At 49.3% G+C, this 18,092-nt stretch carries 18 protein-coding genes; 4 read left to right on the plus strand and 14 right to left on the minus strand.

Annotated features, from left to right (window positions below):
- Window positions 1–159: 159 nt before the first annotated feature.
- Complete coding sequence (locus HA49_RS07745; RefSeq protein ID WP_038021758.1) at window positions 160–1,377, plus strand: pyridoxal phosphate-dependent aminotransferase; 1,218 nt, start codon at window positions 160–162, stop codon at window positions 1,375–1,377.
- A 152-nt stretch (window positions 1,378–1,529) separates the two neighbouring features.
- Entirely contained in the window at window positions 1,530–2,135 is a 606-nt protein-coding gene (yfbR, locus tag HA49_RS07750; RefSeq protein WP_038021761.1) for a 5'-deoxynucleotidase, read from the plus strand.
- Window positions 2,136–2,191: 56 nt separating this feature from the next.
- Here yfbR and HA49_RS07755 read toward each other — a convergent pair whose 3' ends face one another.
- Window positions 2,192–2,848: a sugar phosphatase gene (locus HA49_RS07755; protein ID WP_038021764.1), complete on the minus strand. Its 657-nt coding sequence runs from the start codon at window positions 2,846–2,848 to the stop codon at window positions 2,192–2,194.
- 110 nt (window positions 2,849–2,958) lie between these two features.
- A complete protein-coding gene (gene yfbV, locus HA49_RS07760) occupies window positions 2,959–3,408 on the minus strand; it encodes a terminus macrodomain insulation protein YfbV (protein ID WP_038021768.1) in 450 nt (149 codons plus the stop codon).
- Between the two features lie 309 nt (window positions 3,409–3,717).
- Between yfbV and HA49_RS07765 the strand changes: the two genes are divergently transcribed.
- Complete coding sequence (locus HA49_RS07765) at window positions 3,718–4,920, plus strand: acetate kinase (RefSeq protein ID WP_038021770.1); 1,203 nt, start codon at window positions 3,718–3,720, stop codon at window positions 4,918–4,920.
- Between the two features lie 84 nt (window positions 4,921–5,004).
- Window positions 5,005–7,140: a phosphate acetyltransferase gene (gene pta, locus HA49_RS07770; RefSeq protein WP_038021773.1), complete on the plus strand. Its 2,136-nt coding sequence runs from the start codon at window positions 5,005–5,007 to the stop codon at window positions 7,138–7,140.
- Window positions 7,141–7,215: 75 nt separating this feature from the next.
- Here the strand turns inward: pta and yfcD are convergent, their stop codons facing one another.
- From yfcD to accD, 12 genes are all read right to left on the minus strand, one after another.
- A complete protein-coding gene (gene yfcD / locus HA49_RS07775) occupies window positions 7,216–7,761 on the minus strand; it encodes an NUDIX hydrolase YfcD (protein ID WP_038021776.1) in 546 nt (181 codons plus the stop codon).
- Between the two features lie 105 nt (window positions 7,762–7,866).
- Complete coding sequence (yfcF, locus tag HA49_RS07780) at window positions 7,867–8,511, minus strand: glutathione transferase (RefSeq protein WP_038021777.1); 645 nt, start codon at window positions 8,509–8,511, stop codon at window positions 7,867–7,869.
- 164 nt (window positions 8,512–8,675) lie between these two features.
- Entirely contained in the window at window positions 8,676–9,449 is a 774-nt protein-coding gene (hisP, locus tag HA49_RS07785) for a histidine ABC transporter ATP-binding protein HisP (protein ID WP_038021780.1), read from the minus strand.
- A gap of 17 nt (window positions 9,450–9,466) precedes the next feature.
- Window positions 9,467–10,171, minus strand: a complete 705-nt coding sequence (locus HA49_RS07790) for an ABC transporter permease (RefSeq protein WP_038021783.1) — start codon at window positions 10,169–10,171, stop codon at window positions 9,467–9,469.
- Entirely contained in the window at window positions 10,168–10,854 is a 687-nt protein-coding gene (gene hisQ / locus HA49_RS07795; protein WP_038021785.1) for a histidine ABC transporter permease HisQ, read from the minus strand. Before hisQ ends, HA49_RS07790 begins: the two co-directional genes overlap by 4 nt.
- Window positions 10,855–10,920: 66 nt before the next feature.
- Entirely contained in the window at window positions 10,921–11,703 is a 783-nt protein-coding gene (locus tag HA49_RS07800; RefSeq protein WP_038021787.1) for a lysine/arginine/ornithine ABC transporter substrate-binding protein, read from the minus strand.
- 264 nt (window positions 11,704–11,967) lie between these two features.
- Entirely contained in the window at window positions 11,968–12,540 is a 573-nt protein-coding gene (locus HA49_RS07805) for a UbiX family flavin prenyltransferase (protein WP_038021790.1), read from the minus strand.
- Window positions 12,541–12,666: 126 nt separating this feature from the next.
- Window positions 12,667–14,184, minus strand: coding sequence for an amidophosphoribosyltransferase (gene purF / locus HA49_RS07810; protein ID WP_038021792.1), 1,518 nt, complete (start codon window positions 14,182–14,184; stop codon window positions 12,667–12,669).
- 37 nt (window positions 14,185–14,221) lie between these two features.
- A complete protein-coding gene (gene cvpA / locus HA49_RS07815) occupies window positions 14,222–14,710 on the minus strand; it encodes a colicin V production protein (RefSeq protein WP_038022700.1) in 489 nt (162 codons plus the stop codon).
- 215 nt (window positions 14,711–14,925) lie between these two features.
- The gene (locus HA49_RS07820) at window positions 14,926–15,762 is read right to left on the minus strand and encodes an SPOR domain-containing protein (protein WP_038021795.1); all 837 of its coding nucleotides are present in this window, start codon (window positions 15,760–15,762) and stop codon (window positions 14,926–14,928) included.
- Window positions 15,752–17,020 (minus strand): bifunctional tetrahydrofolate synthase/dihydrofolate synthase, encoded by a 1,269-nt coding sequence (gene folC, locus HA49_RS07825; protein WP_038021796.1) that lies wholly within the window; start codon window positions 17,018–17,020, stop codon window positions 15,752–15,754. Before folC ends, HA49_RS07820 begins: the two co-directional genes overlap by 11 nt.
- A 65-nt stretch (window positions 17,021–17,085) precedes the next feature.
- Entirely contained in the window at window positions 17,086–17,997 is a 912-nt protein-coding gene (gene accD / locus HA49_RS07830) for an acetyl-CoA carboxylase, carboxyltransferase subunit beta (protein WP_038021798.1), read from the minus strand.
- Window positions 17,998–18,092 lie beyond the last annotated feature (95 nt).

The following is an 18,092-nucleotide window of genomic DNA, read 5'->3' on the forward strand; positions in this document are numbered from 1 at the left end:
TCTAATGATTTGCATTATATAATAACATTAAAATAACTGATGAGCTGAACAACTCGCCAAAACACATCTTTACCCTTCTTTTAGCTGAATCAGAGGAGTACATTTATAGGGATGACTCACAGGGCAGACAAATGGACTCTGCCATCCAAGGCGATTGTAATGACACAGAAAATTGAAAAATCCGCGAAACTTGATAACGTCTGTTACGATATCCGGGGTCCGGTTCTGAAAGAGGCGAAGCGCCTTGAAGAAGAAGGTAACAAAGTTCTCAAACTCAATATCGGAAATCCCGCACCTTTCGGATTTGAAGCACCGGACGAAATTTTGGTTGATGTGATTAAACATCTGCCCACGTCTCAGGGTTACTGTGATTCAAAAGGGCTCTATTCCGCCCGTAAAGCCATTATGCAGCACTACCAGAAACGCGGAATGCGCGATGTGACGGTAGAAGATATTTATATCGGCAATGGTGTCTCAGAATTAATTCTGCAATCCATGCAGGCGTTGCTGAACACCGGTGATGAAATGCTGGTTCCGGCTCCGGATTATCCACTGTGGACAGCCTCTGTTTCATTGTCCAGTGGTAAAGCCGTTCATTATCTGTGCGATGAGTCTGCCGGCTGGTTTCCTGATCTTGAGGATATCCGGGCTAAAATTACCCCCCGCACCCGTGGGATCGTAATTATTAACCCTAATAATCCGACCGGAGCTGTTTACAGCAAAGAATTATTGCTGGAAATCGTGGCTATCGCCCGCGAACATAACCTGATTATTTTTGCTGACGAGATTTACGATAAAATTCTTTACGATGAGGCTCAGCATCACTCCATCGCGGCACTTGCCCCGGATTTACTGACGGTGACATTTAACGGGTTATCTAAAACCTACCGGGTTGCCGGATTCCGTCAGGGATGGATGGTACTTAACGGCCCTAAAAAGCATGCCAAAGGCTATATTGAAGGGCTGGAGATGCTGGCCTCGATGCGACTGTGTGCCAACGTTCCGGCACAGCATGCTATCCAGACAGCATTGGGTGGTTACCAGAGCATTAGCGAATTCATTGTCCCGGAAGGCCGTTTGTACCAACAGCGGAATCGGGCATGGGAACTGATTAATGATATTCCCGGGGTCAGTTGTGTGAAACCACAGGGGGCGTTGTATATGTTCCCACGTATCGATCCTAAAAAGTTCAACCTTCATGACGATCAGAAAATGGTACTGGATTTCCTGCTCCAGGAAAAAGTTTTGCTGGTACAAGGTACCGCCTTTAACTGGCCCTGGCCAGACCATGTGCGGATAGTCACTCTGCCAAGGGTTGATGACCTGGAAATGGCTATCGGAAAATTTGGCCGTTTCCTGGAACATTATCGCCAGTAGTCTCTGCTCTGCCGTCCGGCCCTTCAGGGCCGGCCCCCTGCTTTTCCATGGCCCTCACCTGTTTCACCCTGTTGTCTTGCGTCCTGCAGCCACAAACTCCTGCTATTATTGACGCCAAAGTCTACAGATACCGGCGCTTAAGGAACCAGATAATGAAACTACAAAGTACATTTATGGCATGGATCACCCGGATGCCGTTAATCAAACGTTGGGCATTAATGCATTGTTTTCAGAAAGAGAATGTCGCAGAGCATAGCCATCAGGTCGCGGTCATCGCCCATTTACTGACCGTCATTGGCAATAAGCGTTATGGTAACACCCTGGACCCAGACAGGGCCGCGGTGATCGCCTTGTACCATGAAGTCTCTGAAACCAAGTTGCAGGATATTAACTCCAAAACCAAGTACCACAATCCACAATTCACTGAAGCGTTTAAGAGACTGGAGACCCTGGCAGAGCAGGAATGCATCGAGACTCTGCCCGAAGATTTACGGGAAAGTTTCTCAGGATTGATCATTCAGAAAAATGTCGATCCGCGTTATAAAGCCATCGTCAAAGCCGCTGATATTTTATCGGCATACATCAAGGCATTAAATGAACTGCGCTTCCATAACGATGAATTTCAGCATGTGAAAGAAGGTCTGGAAAGTCGGATTGCGGAACTCAGAGATGAGATGCCAGAAGCAAATGATTTTATGGAAGTATTTTGTGCAAGCTGCACCACGACGCTGGATAAAATTTCAGAACATTATCACTAATATTTTGCCGCAGTGAATGCCCGCGTTACTCCATCGCGGGCAGTAATCACAGTAGTTCAGGGCATTTTACTGAGCCGGAAACTGTTATCTTCCTGCAGGTGCACGGATAATTGCCCGAGCGAAGTCAGACGCAGCAGACAGTTTTCAATGCCGGGCGTTTCCTGAGGAGCATTCACTGCTACCACCGCACAACCTGCCGTCAGGCCTGAAATCACCCCGGCGCTGGCATCTTCAACCACCACACATTGTTGTGGGCTATATCCCATCTGTTGTGCACCTGTCAGATAGGGGTCGGGCTCTGGTTTACCCCTGGCAATTTTTTCTGCCGTGATAAAAACTTCCGGCATGGGCAACCCAAGACACTGATAACGGGCAAACGCGACAGGATAACTCCCGGAAGTGACAATGGCCCACGGAATCTGCTGACGGTTTAAGGATTCAAGCAACTGCGTAGCCCCTGGTAGTGGAACAATACCCTCGGTCTGTGTCGCTTCGCGATGTTCAAGCCAGGCAAACTCCTCGCGGATCAGAGAGTCGGGTTTACCCGCCAGAAAATGACGCAATGAGGTAATCGCCTGCTTACCATGGATAAAGTTGAGAATCTGCTGAGCATCAATCTGATGTCTGTGTCCCCACTCTGTCCAGGCAAGCTCGACTGCAGGTAACGAGTCTACCAAAGTACCATCTAAATCAAACAAAAAGGTTTTAAACATTGTTTTTCCCGGGCCGTATCGAAATCGCTACTCTTAATACACAACATTTAGCCGTAGATTTGGTGACATTCGTCCTTTTACGGCCATGCTACAGGCGCTACCACGCCCTGTCACAGATCATCAAGAAACGTTTTATCCAACTGACGAAATGCCCGTTTCAGAATATCCGCCAAAGACTGGTAGGTCGGCGGCCCTTCCGGCATGGCTGTGGCCTGGCCTGCCTCGGCAAGTTTTTCCCGCAAGGCGTGATACCAGTTCAACAATGACGGTGGCAGTGGCTTCATTGAACGTTTACCCATCCACCACAGCCCCTGTAATGGCAGACTGCAGGCAAATAAGGCACTGGCTACCGCCGGTCCCAACTGCGCATGCAGTGCAATCTGCCAGCAGAGGGTGAAGACAGCCAGCGGCGGCATAAAACGTACAGCAAAACGTATCGCCTTACCGACCCGGTGCTCAGGAAACACCGGGCTCAGACGTTTATCATCAGGCCAGGTTTTCATATAGTGTTGCCCGCGTTGCAATACGCCAAACCAGCTTACGTTGCCTGAATTACTCATCACGGCACCTCAATTATATCAATAAAACATCAAAAAATTTTGAAATCCGAGCATCAACCAGGGTAAATTTATGCTCGCTGTAACCACCCGTTGGCTGTTGAGCAGTCGCTGATTCTGCCAAAATGAGTGGATCCGGAGACGGCAACTTATGGTCACATACTCAAAAAAAAACGCAGAAATCACTGATTTTTTGAGTATGGACAATATATTGCCCTGGCCGGGTATTTATTCTAAACCTGTCTGCATTCATGGGTTACATTAACGTCTGATGGCGCTGTTAATCGCCACTTTAAACAAATAGGTGCTTCCATGTCGAGTAAGTTAATCCTGGTTCTTAACTGCGGCAGTTCTTCTTTGAAGTTTGCCATCATAGACCCTGAAAGCGGGGATGAATATCTTTCAGGACTGGCTGAATGCTTCAATTTGCCAGAAGCCAGGATAAAGTGGAAACATGACGGCAATAAACAGGAAGCTACTCTGGGAGCTGGTGCTGCCCATAGTGAGGCCCTCGATTTTATTGTCCACACTATCCTGCACCAGCAACCTGAACTTTCAGATAAAATTGTTGCTATCGGGCACCGGGTCGTCCACGGCGGTGAGAGCCTTACAGAATCGGTGGTTATCAATGACCAGGTCATTGAGGAAATCCGCAAATCTTCTAATTTTGCCCCGTTACATAATCCGGCTCATCTTACAGGCATCAGAGAAGCACTGAAAAACTTTCCACATCTTTCCAGTAAAAATGTAGCGGTATTTGATACCGCTTTCCACCAGACAATGCCTGAGGAGTCTTATCTTTACGCTCTCCCGTATAAACTCTACAAACAGCATGGCATTCGCCGTTATGGCGCTCATGGTACCAGCCACTATTACGTATCTCGTGAAGCGGCCCGGATGCTGGAAAAACCGGTAGAAACACTCAACGTCATCACCTGTCATCTTGGTAATGGTGGATCAGTCACAGCCATCCGCGATGGCAAGTCTGTGGATACCTCAATGGGATTAACCCCGCTGGAGGGCCTGGTGATGGGTACCCGCTGTGGTGATATTGATCCGGCTATCATTTTCTTCCTGCACGATAATCTGGGGATGAACACAGAACAGATCAACCACATGCTGACCAAAGAGTCCGGTCTGCTGGGTCTGACCGAAACCACCAGCGATTGCCGTTATGTGGAAGATAATTACCTGACGCTGGAGAATGCACGGCGTGCCATGGACGTTTTCTGTCATCGCCTGGCAAAATATATTGGTGCCTATACATCCCTGATGGACGGCCGACTGGATGCTGTCGTGTTCACCGGCGGAATTGGTGAAAATGCGGCCAAAGTCAGGGAACTGACACTGAAAAAACTGGCCTTACTGAACATGGCAGTGGATGATGACAGCAATCTGGCAGCACGTTTCGGCGAATCCGGCTTTATCAATCAACCCGGTACCCGCCCGGTACTGGTTATTCCAACCAATGAAGAACTCGTCATTGCCCGGGATGCGGCAAGACTGACAGCCTGATTTATCCCCCACCGTCAGCTAAGGCTGGCGGTGTTGTTTTAGGACCGAATAAAAAAAGAGAGGTCGATTGTGTCCCGCACAATTATGCTAATTCCTACCGGCACCAGTGTCGGTCTGACCAGCGTCAGTCTCGGTGTTATCCGTGCTATGGAACGAAAAGGGATGCGCCTGAGCATCTTTAAACCTATAGCGCAGCCTCGTTCCAACAACGATGCAGAAGATCACACCACGGCTATTATTCGTCATAACTCGGTGATTCCTGCTGCAGAACCCCTTCGTATGTCTTACGTCGAAAATCTGTTGGGCTCTAATCAGCAGGATGTATTAATGGAAGAGATTATCGCCCGTTATCACGAGAACGCCCGTGATGCTGAGGTGGTATTAGTCGAAGGTCTCGTCCCTACCCGTAAGCATGAATTCGCGAATGCTCTGAACTATGAAATTGCCCGAACTCTGAATGCCGAAATCATCTTTGTGATGTCCCCCGGCAACGATACCGCCGCCCAGTTCAGAGAACGTATCGAAATTATTCAGAGCAGTTTCGGTGGAAAGAAAAATAAAAACATTTCAGGCATCATCATTAATAAGCTCAATGCTCCGGTCGATGATCAAGGCCGGACCCGCCCTGACCTTTCTGAAATTTTCGAAGATTCCACCGAAGCGAGTATTGCCAATCTGGATACCACCAAACTTCGTGAAAGCAGTCCGTTACCGGTACTCGGATGTATTCCCTGGAGTTTCGACCTGATTGCCACCCGGGCCATTGATATGTGTCGTCATCTGAACGCCAGGGTGGTTAACGAAGGTGATATTCACACCCGGCGTATTCAGTCAGTCACCTTCTGTGCCCGCAGCCTGCCACATATGCTGGAATTATTTCGCCCGGGTTCTCTGCTGGTGACATCGGCAGACCGGCCGGATGTATTGGTTTCGGCCTGCCTTGCAGCAATGAACGGTGTAGAAATTGGGGCTATTTTACTGACCGGCGGTTATGAAATTGATCCGCCGATCCAGGCCCTCTGCTCACGGGCACTACAAACCGGACTCCCCGTTTTTACCGTGAATACTAACACCTGGCAAACCTCGCTTAATTTGCAGAGTTTTAATCTGGAAGTTCCTATCGATGATACTCAGCGAATTGAAAAAATTCAGGAGTATGTGGCAAGTTATATCGATACCGATTGGGTGAACTCACTCAGTGGTGCCTCTGCCGGGAACCGTCTGCTGTCACCTCCGGCATTCCGTTATCAGTTGACAGAACTGGCCCGTCAGGCAGCTAAACGCATTGTCCTGCCGGAAGGGGATGAGCCGAGAACAGTCAAAGCGGCTGCCATCTGTGCAGCTCGTGGGATTGCCACCTGTATCCTGTTGGGTTCTCCGGATAAAATTCATCGCGTAGCGGCCACCCAGGGCGTCACCCTTGGCAAAGGGATCGAAGTCATCGACCCCCTGAAAGTACGTGAAGATTATGTGGCAAGGCTGGTTGAACTGCGTAAGAGTAAGGGGATGACAGAAATTGTCGCCAGAGAACAGTTGGAAGATAATGTCGTTCTCGGAACACTGATGCTGGAGAAAAACGAAGTGGACGGTCTGGTTTCCGGGGCAGTTCATACCACCGCAAACACCATCCGTCCCCCTCTGCAACTGATTAAGACTGCACCTAACAGCTCACTGGTCTCCTCTGTGTTCTTCATGCTGCTGCCGGAACAGGTGCTGGTGTACGGCGACTGTGCCATTAACCCGGACCCAACTGCCGAACAACTGGCCGAAATCGCGATTCAGTCTGCAGACTCAGCCACAGCCTTTGGCATAGAGCCGAGAGTGGCAATGATCTCTTATTCAACCGGGAATTCAGGCGCAGGCAGTGATGTTGAAAAAGTCAGGGAGGCCACTCGCCTGGCCAAAGAGAAACGCCCGGACTTAATCATCGATGGCCCCTTACAGTACGACGCGGCGATAATGGAAGATGTGGCGAAATCTAAAGCCCCTGAGTCAGTGGTCGCCGGGCGTGCGACTGTGTTTATCTTCCCCGATCTGAATACCGGAAATACTACCTATAAGGCAGTTCAGCGCTCGGCGAATCTGATCTCTATCGGACCGATGTTACAGGGAATGCGTAAACCAGTGAATGACCTGTCGCGTGGTGCCTTAGTAGATGACATCGTCTATACCATCGCTTTGACTGCCATCCAGTCAAAACAGGCCGAAACTCACCAATAACAGTTTTGAGGTATCAACAGAACAGGCGGGCATAATGCCCGCCTGCTGACTTTTCGGCACTCAATCCAGGAGGGATCAGGACTGAATTTCGTTAGATGCGCGACGGGCTTCGCTGTTCCGACTCATCCATAAAGATAAGGCTTTCAGTGAGTCGTCGGTAAACTCATCACAACGTACAGTAATTTCTTCCGGTGTCATCCAGAAGATTTCTGCGACTTCGCTTTCCTGCATCGCAAAGGGGCCGTGGCACACACAACTGAATAATGAACCCCAGACACGACAGTGCTGATCCTCAAAGTAGAATTTGCCGTGTTCAGCAAAAGGCACATCCGCAATGCCAAGTTCTTCCTCAGCTTCACGCCGTGCAGAGATCAGCAAATCTTCACCTGACTGCACTACGCCACCCGCGGTAGCGTCCAGCTTCCCCGGCATAAAATCTTTAATCTCTGTACGACGCTGAACCAGAATTCGCCCCATTCCATCATGCACCACGATATAGGTTGCCCGATGACGGAGACACTCTGCACGCATTTGCGCACGACTGGCTGTTTTGACGACTTCATCATCTTCACTTACGATATCAACCCACTCAATACCGTCTTCAGGAATTTGCTCCACCATCCGTAACCCTTTTATCTCGCAGATACTCACAGTATCTAATATTATCAGACAATTATTACAATGGACGTAAAGTTAATGTTAAATATTACTCTGCCCATCGCCGGTTTATTTGTTATTTAGCTTTACCGCTTCATTCACCCACAACTGTATCGACGCTCGTTGCCATTGAAATGCTGCATACTCCTGAAGTCTTTCCGGCAAAGGATCACCGTGCTTTGTCAGTCGGTTAAGCATCACGGCTAAATCACAGTCAGCCACTGACCATTGACCAAACAACGAAGAATGTTGCCCTATCAGCTGAGAAGCACCACTGATCAGTTTTTTTACATCACGTTCCCCCGCAGCAGACAACGGGGGGTATTTTCGTCCGGAAAAAATAACATCGGTTGGCCGCTCCGTACGCAATGCCAGAAAATCACTGCGTAACCAGGCCTGGACCTGTCTGGCCATTGCTTTTTGCTGATGATGAGACGGATAAACTCGTGGATAGTCTGGTGCAGGGAATGTCTCGTCGAGGTACTCAGCGATAGCTGAAGATTCAGACAGTGTAAACCCATCATGTTGCAGACAAGGGACTCGCCCTGTCAGCAACAACGAAGACAGCTCCGGGCGGGTATGCTGGTTCTGTTCCAGATTCAGCGTATTTACGCTAAAGCGCAGCCCTTTCTCCTGCATACAGACATACACCGACATGGCATAAGGACTATGAAATCCTGAGTCAGACCACAAAATTAATCCGGGAGAAGACATAAACAGTTCTCGCTACGCGTGACGATAAATATCTGTTTACAGAATTTTTAGCAGGAAGGCAATTGCTGACTGTTTCATCGCCTGAGAAGCGATAGTCTGTGCAGCAACTCCTGCTGAATATACTCCTGCCTGTACCACAGATAGTGATACAGGCAGGGAAGTGGTTATTTTAATGCGCCGGAAAGAAACTGCTGAAGACGCGGGCTTTTCGGCTGACTGAATACCGTCTCCGGATGACCCTGCTCTTCAATTTTCCCCTGATGCAGGAAAATAACATGGTTAGAGACGTGGCGGGCAAACTCCATCTCATGGGTAACCACCACCATGGTTTTCCCCTCTTCTGCAAGTTGCTGCATAATTCGCAGCACTTCGCCCACCAGTTCAGGGTCAAGCGCAGATGTCGGTTCATCGAACAATAGAACTTCAGGCTCCATCGCCAGCGCCCTGGCAATGGATACGCGCTGTTGTTGACCACCGGACAGATGTACCGGATATTTCGCCCGTGCCCGCTCATCAATACCGACTTTATCCAGGTACTTAATTGCCCGCTCACGGGCTTCCTGCTTGCTGATTCCCAGAACATGAACCGGAGCTTCCATCACGTTATCCAGTACTGTCATGTGGCTCCACAGGTTGAAGTGCTGGAACACCATGGTCAGGCGGGTACGTAATTTCCGCAATTGTTCTTTGTCGGCCACTTTAAGCTGGCCATCTTTGTCACGCACCAGATTAATATTTTCTTTATTCAGCGCAATGGTGCCTTCGCTGGGTTTTTCCAGAAAATTAATACAGCGTAAAAACGTACTCTTACCGGACCCGGAAGATCCGATAATACTAATCACATCACCAGCCGCAGCCTGTAATGAAACTCCCTTGAGAACCTCATGTTCTCCATAACGTTTGTGGAGTTCTGTCACACTTAATTTTATTTCAGCCATATTTTTACTCAGCGGGATCAGGATTTAACATGTGGCAGCCAGCGACGCTCGGCCATACGGAACAGCGTAATCAGACCATAAGAAATGACCAGATAAATAATCGCAGCAATACCAAACGCAGTAAAAGGCTGATATGTCGCGGCATTAATATCTCTGGCTATTTTCAGAACGTCGGGCACCGTGGCGGTAAACGCCAGTGATGTGGAGTGCAACATCAGTATAACTTCGTTACTGTAAGCCGGCAGTGCAATACGCAGCGCTGCAGGAAGAATAATACAACGATACATTTTGAAACGGGAAAAACCATAAGCCCGCGCGGCTTCAATTTCACCGTGTGGTACAGAACGAATAGCTCCGGCAAACACCTCGGTGGTGTAAGCGCAGGTATTTAGTGCAAAGGCCAGTAAGGTACAGTTCATACCGCTACGGAAGAAGGCATTCAGCAACTCATTGCCTTTCACCACTTCCAGGGTATACATTCCGGTGTAAAACACCAGTAGCTGTACATACAAGGGTGTACCACGAAAAACATAGGTAAAGATCCATACCGGAGTACTAATAAAGCGGTTCGATGATACGCGGGCAATGGCCAGTATGACAGCCATCACTCCACCAATCACTACTGACAAAATTAACAGCCAGAGTGTTACCGCTACGCCGGTAAACCGGTAGCCATCCGTCCATAGCAATGACTGCCAATAGTCGTGAATAATATCAATCATAATTCGGCCTTTTTCACCCCAACTGAATAGCGGCGTTCCAGCCACCACAACACACCATTGGAGACTGTGGTAAAGAACAGATAGATGACTCCGGCGACAATCGCGAAGTAGAACGGCTGCCAGGTGCTTTTACCTGCCAGTTGCGTCGCCTTAATCACATCTTCCAGGCCAAGTAATGACACTAATGCCGTCGCTTTTAGAATAACCTGCCAGTTGTTACCAATGGCAGGCAGTGCGAAACGCATCATCAATGGGAATAACACCCGACGAAATACCTGAGAACTGGTCATGCCATAAGCCGTAGCTGCTTCCGTCTGCCCTTTAGGGACCGACAGGAAAGCCCCACGGAACGTCTCAGTAAAATAAGCGCCGTAGATAAAGCCGATGGTGATAATCCCGGCCGCCATGGGATCGATATCAATCTGTTCCCAACCCATCAGGTCTGTAAACTGATTAAGAGCAATCTGCAGTCCGTAATAGATAAGCAGCATCAATACCAGATCGGGGATACCACGAATAATGGTGGTATATAAACCGAACACAGATCGTAAGATTGTGCTTTTTGAAAGTTTGGCTCCGGCGCCTATCAGTCCCAAAATAACCGCCAGAACCACAGAACTGATTGCCAGTTCAATCGTTACCAGCGCGCCTTTCATAATGACGTCGGTATATCCATAGAGCATTAAACAATTCCTGCAACAAAAGAGACAACCACTGCCCGCAACTGGCGGCGGGCAGCTCGCGGCGAATTAATCGCCGTAGACATTAAAGTCGAAATATTTTTTCGCCAGTTTGTCGTAAGTTCCATCCTTACGCATAGACTCGAAAGCTTTATCCACCGCAGCCTTCAGCTCTGTGTCACTTTTGCGCATTCCCATTCCGGTTCCCACACCAAAGATTTTATCGTCTTTAACCGCAGGACCCGCAAAGGCATAACCCTTTCCTACAGGGCTTTTCAGGAAGCCTTCTCCGGCCTGTACTTCATCCTGGAAAGCAGCATCGATACGTCCGGCATGCAGATCCTGATACACCTGGTCCTGTCCGGAATAAGAAACAACATTGACTCCCTGTGGACGCCAGTATTCGTTAGCATAGGTTTCCTGAGTAGTTCCCTGCTCTACCCCAATACTTTTACCTTTCAGCGATGCAAGTGTCGGCTGCAGGGTAGAACCTTTCACCGCCACCAGTCGGGAGTTCGCCGCATACAGTTTTTCTGAAAACGCGATCTGTTTCTCACGTTTCTCAGTGATAGATAACGAGGAAATGATGGCATCAATTTTATTGGCCTGCAGTGACGGGATCAGTCCGTCAAAGTCACCTTCCACATAGGTACACTTAGTGTGGATACGCGCACAAATTTCGTTTGTCAGATCAATGTCAAAACCCACCAGTTTACCACTGGAATCTTTTGACTCAAAGGGCGGATACGTTGGGTCGGTTCCGATACGCAGCGTTTTGGGAATTGCCGCAAATACACTGCCAACGCTGGAAATTGCCAACATTAGAGAAAGAGCTAATACTCGCTTTTTCATAGACTGCCCTCAGGTTGATATTTTTTATAGTGTTGAGTAATGAATGTTGTGTGTTCACAAATTATTTAGCACTTTTCGTGCCAGGCAGCATCACCTTACCTGAAAAAGGCCGGAACCGACCAATACTTTATTTTGTCGCGGATTAAACACCTTCCTGACAAAGCTCTGTGACTGGTTGCCGGCAGAAATGCACCACCACAATGCACAAAAGGCACCATTTTGGTGCCATTACCGGGCAATGAATCATTTTAGTGCGTGCTGGGTTTAGCTCTTGCCCTGCCAGCGGGCAAATAAGTCCTGAGGCAGCTCAATGTTAAACTGGTCAATAATCCGGTTAACTGTCTGGTCGACGATATCCATGACATTTTGCGGGCGATGATAAAACGCAGGCACCGGCGGCATAATAATCGCCCCCATCTCTGCGGCGGTCGTCATCATTCTCAGGTGCCCCAGGTGTAAAGGCGTTTCACGTACACCGAGTACCAGTGTCCGCCGCTCTTTCAGAACCACATCCGCCGCCCTGGTCAGCAAATTGTCACTGTAGCTGTGCACAATTCCTGACAATGTCTTCATTGAACAAGGCAGCAGGGCCATACCATCAGTCTTAAATGAACCGGAAGAGATACTGGCGCCTATATCACGATTATCGTGCACCACATCTGCCAGCGCCTGAACTTCCCGCACGCTGATATCACTTTCCATGGCTAGTGTCTGACGGGCAGACTGACTCATGACTAAATGGGTTTCCACCTGAGGCAGATCTTTCAGTACCTCTAACAGACGAATACCGTAAATAACGCCGCTGGCTCCTGATAAACCAACAATGAGTCTTTTCATAACCTGCTCCGGGAGGTGCACTAAAAACCAGCATCATAACGTGTGACGGGGCATTGAGGCGAACAGAATTCCAAAAAACACAGGGCGGAAAATCCGCCCTATGTTTTTTATGTCATTACGAGAAGTTTAACCTTCGTTATGCAATTCCAGATTTTCGACTTCATTTTGTCTGGCAATCGCCTGAGCATCATCGTTGCGCAGTGACTGTAAATAATCCAGATAGCCTTGATCAACATCTTTGGTGACATAGATTCCATCAAACACCGAGCAGTCAAACTCTGTGATATCCGGATTTTCTTCACGTACGGCGTCGATAAGATCATTCAGATCCTGGAAAATTAACGCATCCGCTTTAATCAGGTGGCAGATTTCATCAACTTCACGTCCGTGAGCAATCAGTTCGGTAACACTGGGCATATCGATGCCATAGACGTTAGGGAAACGCACTTCCGGTGCCGCTGAAGCCAGATACACTTTCTTCGCTCCGGCTTCACGGGCCATTTCAATTATCTGCTCAGAAGTGGTGCCACGGACAATGGAGTCATCAACCAGCAACACATTCTTATCACGGAATTCGGCACGGTTTGCATTCAGCTTACGTCGAACCGCACTGCGACGCATCTGCTGTCCAGGCATAATAAAGGTCCGGCCGACATAACGGTTTTTAACGAACCCCTGGCGATAAGGTTTATCCAGAATACGGGCAATTTCCAATGCGACATCGGTAGAGGTTTCCGGGATTGGAATAACCACATCAATATCCAGGTCTTCCCACTCACGGGCAATCTTCTCACCCAGTTTAGTCCCCATACGAACACGGGCACTGTACACCGAAATTTTATCGATAAATGAGTCAGGACGCGCGAAATAAACGTACTCAAACAAGCACGGATGGCTTTTCGGGTTCGCTGCGCACTGCCGGGTAGAAAGTTCACCCTGCTCGGTGATATAAACGGCTTCACCCGGTGCCACATCGCGTATAAATTCAAAGCCTAAGGTGTCCAGGGCAACACTTTCAGACGCAACCATATATTCAGTGCGTTCATCCGGCAATACACGTTTACCCAGAACCAAAGGACGAATGCCATTCGGGTCACGGAAAGCGACCATACCGTGGCCAATAATCATCGATACCACTGCATAGGCCCCGCGGACCAGAGTATGTAGTGATTCTACGGCGGCAAAAATATTTTCTGCCGTCAACGGATAGACCTGAAAACGGTCGAGTTCCTGGGCAAAAACATTCAACAGCACTTCAGAGTCTGAGGTGGTATTCACATGACGACGGCCATACTCAAATAAACGTGAGCGCAGTTCATGAGCATTGGTCAGATTTCCGTTGTGTGCCAGCGTAATACCGTAAGGAGAGTTAACGTAAAAAGGCTGGGCTTCAGAGGCACTTGAGCTTCCTGCTGTCGGGTAACGAACATGGCCAATCCCCATATTCCCCTGTAAGCGCTGCATATGACGTGCTTCAAACACATCGCTCACCAGTCCGTTTGCTTTCCGCAGGCGGAAGCAGTTCATCGCATCAATGGTGCAGATCCCCGCCGCGTCCTGGCCGCGGTGCTGTAATACCGTTAATGCATCGTAAATAGACTGGTTGACCGGCAGAAACCCGGTGATACCGACAATACCGCACATGTTGTCATTTCCTCATTAAAGCCGTATCTCCCCTGCCTTATGACCGGGGTAAAAAACTCGACGTGCTCTGTAAATAGTCAAAAAACCATCTGATGATGTAGCTGAATTGCGGAACCAGCTGCGATTGTGACCAGTCCGTACTTTTAGAAAACCCGGTGAATGTATCAAGAAAAAACAGGATAGCTGAAACAATCAACACCCCTCGTAATGCTCCGAAACAAACACCCAGTACACGGTCAGTACCCGACAGTCCGGTTTTTTCAACCAGCGATCCAATCACATAATTGACAATCGCCCCGACAATCAGCGTCGCAATAAACAGCGCGGCTATTGCTACACCATTACGTACCATGGGTTCTTCAAACCCGGTGAACCAGACTGCCAGATAAGAAAAATAGTGGCTGGCAACAAAAAAAGCACATCCCCAGGTGACTAAAGATAAGGCTTCCCGCACAAATCCTCTGATCAGACTAACTAAAGCCGAAAATCCGACAATCCCGATTATGACGTAATCAATCCAGTTCATGAGCTCTTCCGGTGCAACAGTGATCCCTTCTGCAATCTGTTCGGGGCGCATTTTAACAGAAAAAGAAAACGTTTGCGTACCGTTTTCCCCCGACTGCAGAGAAAAAGGGCAATGAAAATTTCGTTTCATTGCCCCTGTAAGTTCAGCTAAGTAACATGCTGATTTTCATAAGTATTATTGAAAACGCGATCTGACAGTGTAACGAAAGGCTGCCATTACCGCACGGTATATGGCCTGACAACTCCACTCAGGCCGGTTTTACTTTTCAACTGTTCAATCTGCGATTGCAGGCGACTTTTCGAATTGTCTGGCCCTACCTGTATGCGATTGATCTGGCCCTGAACGGGTGTCGCTGGTATCGAGTAAGCCCGGAAACCTGACGCCCTTAGCTCTGTCACAATTTCAGTCACTTTAGCCGCATTTTTCAGTGCTCCAAGCTGGATAACATAAGCCTGACCGGTCGGTGCATCCGCCTTCGTTTCCGCTGCTGGGGCAGAGGGCTGTGTTGCAGGCTGATCATTCAGTGCTTCCAGTGCGCGCTGACGTTCTTTTTCGGCCTGAGCCTGTTTCGCTTTAGCTTTGGCTGCCGCTTCACTGGCCAGGCGCTGAGCACGTGCCTGAGCCTGACTGGCTTCACGTTCAGCCTGTTGACGTGCCTGTTGTGCCTGCTTCTGGCGAGCCTCTTCCTGTTGTCGTGCAGTAGCATCATTCTGCGCCTGCTGCTGCGTCTGTTGTGACGGAGGCTGCGTGTTTGCACTGCTCTGCCCGGTGGTATTTGCGCTGTTAACCGGGGTGTCAGTATCGGTGTTTTCACCGCCAGGTGGCGTCGTTGCCGTACCCGGAGCCGTTGTGGTATGCCCGGTGAGTGGTTGCGTCACCGGGGGTACCAGATCATTATCCTGCTGGTCGCCCGGCTTAGGCACCAGAGGGATTGCTGCAAATTCCTCTTTATAGTGTTTCTTCTTACCGTCGAGCAGCCCGGGTAACACAATAACCCCGATAGCCACCAGAATGACGGTACCCACTAAACGATTCTGAAATTTACTCGCCACTTCCTCTCTCCCCTGAGATAGACGTCATCACATGCGCTACCGTATGGAAGGAGCCGCAAACCAGAATGATATCCTGCGCGTCAGCCTGAAGTTTTGCTGCATGCCACGCTTCGTCTACCGAGGCGAAACTGGCCGCCTGTGGTAAATGGACGACTAATTCTTCAGCACTGGCTCCGCGTGGACCTTCAAGCGGCGCGCAATACCAGTAATCCACCTGACTGATAAGTTCAGCCAGTGTTCCGGCAATATCTTTATCATGCAGCATTCCCACCACCGCATGCACCTTACCAGTCTCAGGTAAAGTCGCTAATCTCGATGCCAGGTAGGCAGCTGCATGAGGATTATGAGCCACATCCAGAATCACCCGCGGAGATTCGCTGATGGTCTGAAAGCGCCCTGGCAATTCAGCATTAGGTAAATTCTCGCGGATACAAGCTTCGCTGACCTGTAATCCCGATACCCTCAATGCGGCCAGCGCAGTGGCGGCATTCGGTAGTGGCACCTTCGGTACCGGCAACTGCTGTAGTTCTCCCTGGATGTCACGGAAATCCCAGACAACTCCCTTTTCATGATAGGACCACTGGTGATCCCGTTGCAGCAGGACAGCACCTTTATCTGCCGCAACGCGGCCAACAGACGCTGGCATGTCCGGATCTCCGACCACGGCGGGTTTGCCCTGGCGGAAAATACCGGCTTTCTCCCGGCCAATACTCTCACGGTCTGGTCCTAACCAGTCGGTATGATCCAGGGCAATGCTGGTCACCACCGCCACATCAGCATCCACGATATTGGTGGCATCCAGGCGTCCCCCGAGCCCTACCTCAAGGATAACCACATCCAGATTCGCTTCGCGAAACAGGTATAAAGCCGAGAGGGTACTGAATTCAAAGTAGGTCAGTGAAGTTTCACCACGCCCCTGATTAAGAAAAGCGAAACTGGCAGTATGCTCTGCCTCACTGAGTTCCTGAGACTGAATACGTACCCGTTCGGTATACCGAACCAGGTGGGGTGAGCTATACACACCAACGCGGTAACCCGCTGCGATAAGTAATGTTTCAAGAGTACGGCAGGTGGTCCCTTTACCGTTGGTGCCGGCCACCGTGAAAACAAAGGGGGCCGGCTTTAACAAATTAAGCGCAGAGGCTACACGACGTACACGCTCAAGGCCCAGGTCAATCGCCTGGCTGTGCAGGTTTTCCAGATAAGTCAGCCACGTAGCAAGAGGAGACGTGGCCTGCGGTAGGTGAAGATTTTCCATGTGTCCCGTTGATATCATTACAGTGCATAAATAAAAGACGCCCTAAAGCGTCTTTATCATTACTGTCAGGTCTCGTCATGCTCCGTTTCAGTCTCAGGTTCAGACTGAATACCGTCATGCAAAGGTGCCGGCAGATTCATCATTTTTGCCAGTAATCCGGCGATTTTGAAACGGATTTCAGGACGACGAATAATCATATCAATCGCCCCTTTCTCAATCAAAAACTCACTGCGCTGGAAGCCAGGGGGTAATTTTTCACGAACCGTCTGTTCGATAACCCGCGGGCCGGCAAAACCAATCAGTGCTTTGGGTTCAGCAACATTTAAATCGCCCAGCATCGCAAAACTGGCAGAAACTCCACCCATAGTAGGATCGGTGAGTACCGAAATGTACGGCAGCCCGCGCTCACGCAGTTTTGCCAACGCAGCACTGGTTTTAGCCATCTGCATCAGCGACATCAATGCTTCCTGCATACGCGCGCCACCACTGGCAGAGAAACAGATCAGAGGACAATTATCTTCCAGAGCCTGCTCTGCTGCACGAATAAAACGCGCTCCCACTACTGAGCCCATTGACCCGCCCATAAAGGAAAATTCAAACGCGGCAGCCACTACTGGCATACCATGCAACTCACCTTTCATGACGATCAGTGCATCTTTCTCGCCGGTACTTTTCTGTGCGGCCAACAGACGATCTTTGTATTTTTTCTGGTCGCGGAACTTCAGAACATCTTTAGGTTCCAGCTCACTGCCCAGTTCAACTGTCGTCCCCTGGTCCATAAATGACGCTAAACGATCACGGGCATGCATACGCATGTGATGATCGCATTTAGGGCAGACTTCAAGATTCCTTTCTAACTCCGCGCGATAGAGCACCTGGCCACAGCTATCACATTTCGTCCAAACCCCTTCAGGAATACTCGCTTTACGCGTTGGGGTAACATTACTTTTATTAAGAATGCGTTCAATCCAGCTCATTGATGACCTTTCTGTTTGAACCTGGGTTATCCAGTTGTTTTATTTCTGCTGAATTTTTATCCAACAGCCGGTAAATGACGCCCATTAAACCACAA

Origin of the sequence: Tatumella morbirosei (genome assembly GCF_000757425.2) — a bacterium.
Lineage (GTDB): Bacteria > Pseudomonadota > Gammaproteobacteria > Enterobacterales > Enterobacteriaceae > Tatumella > Tatumella morbirosei.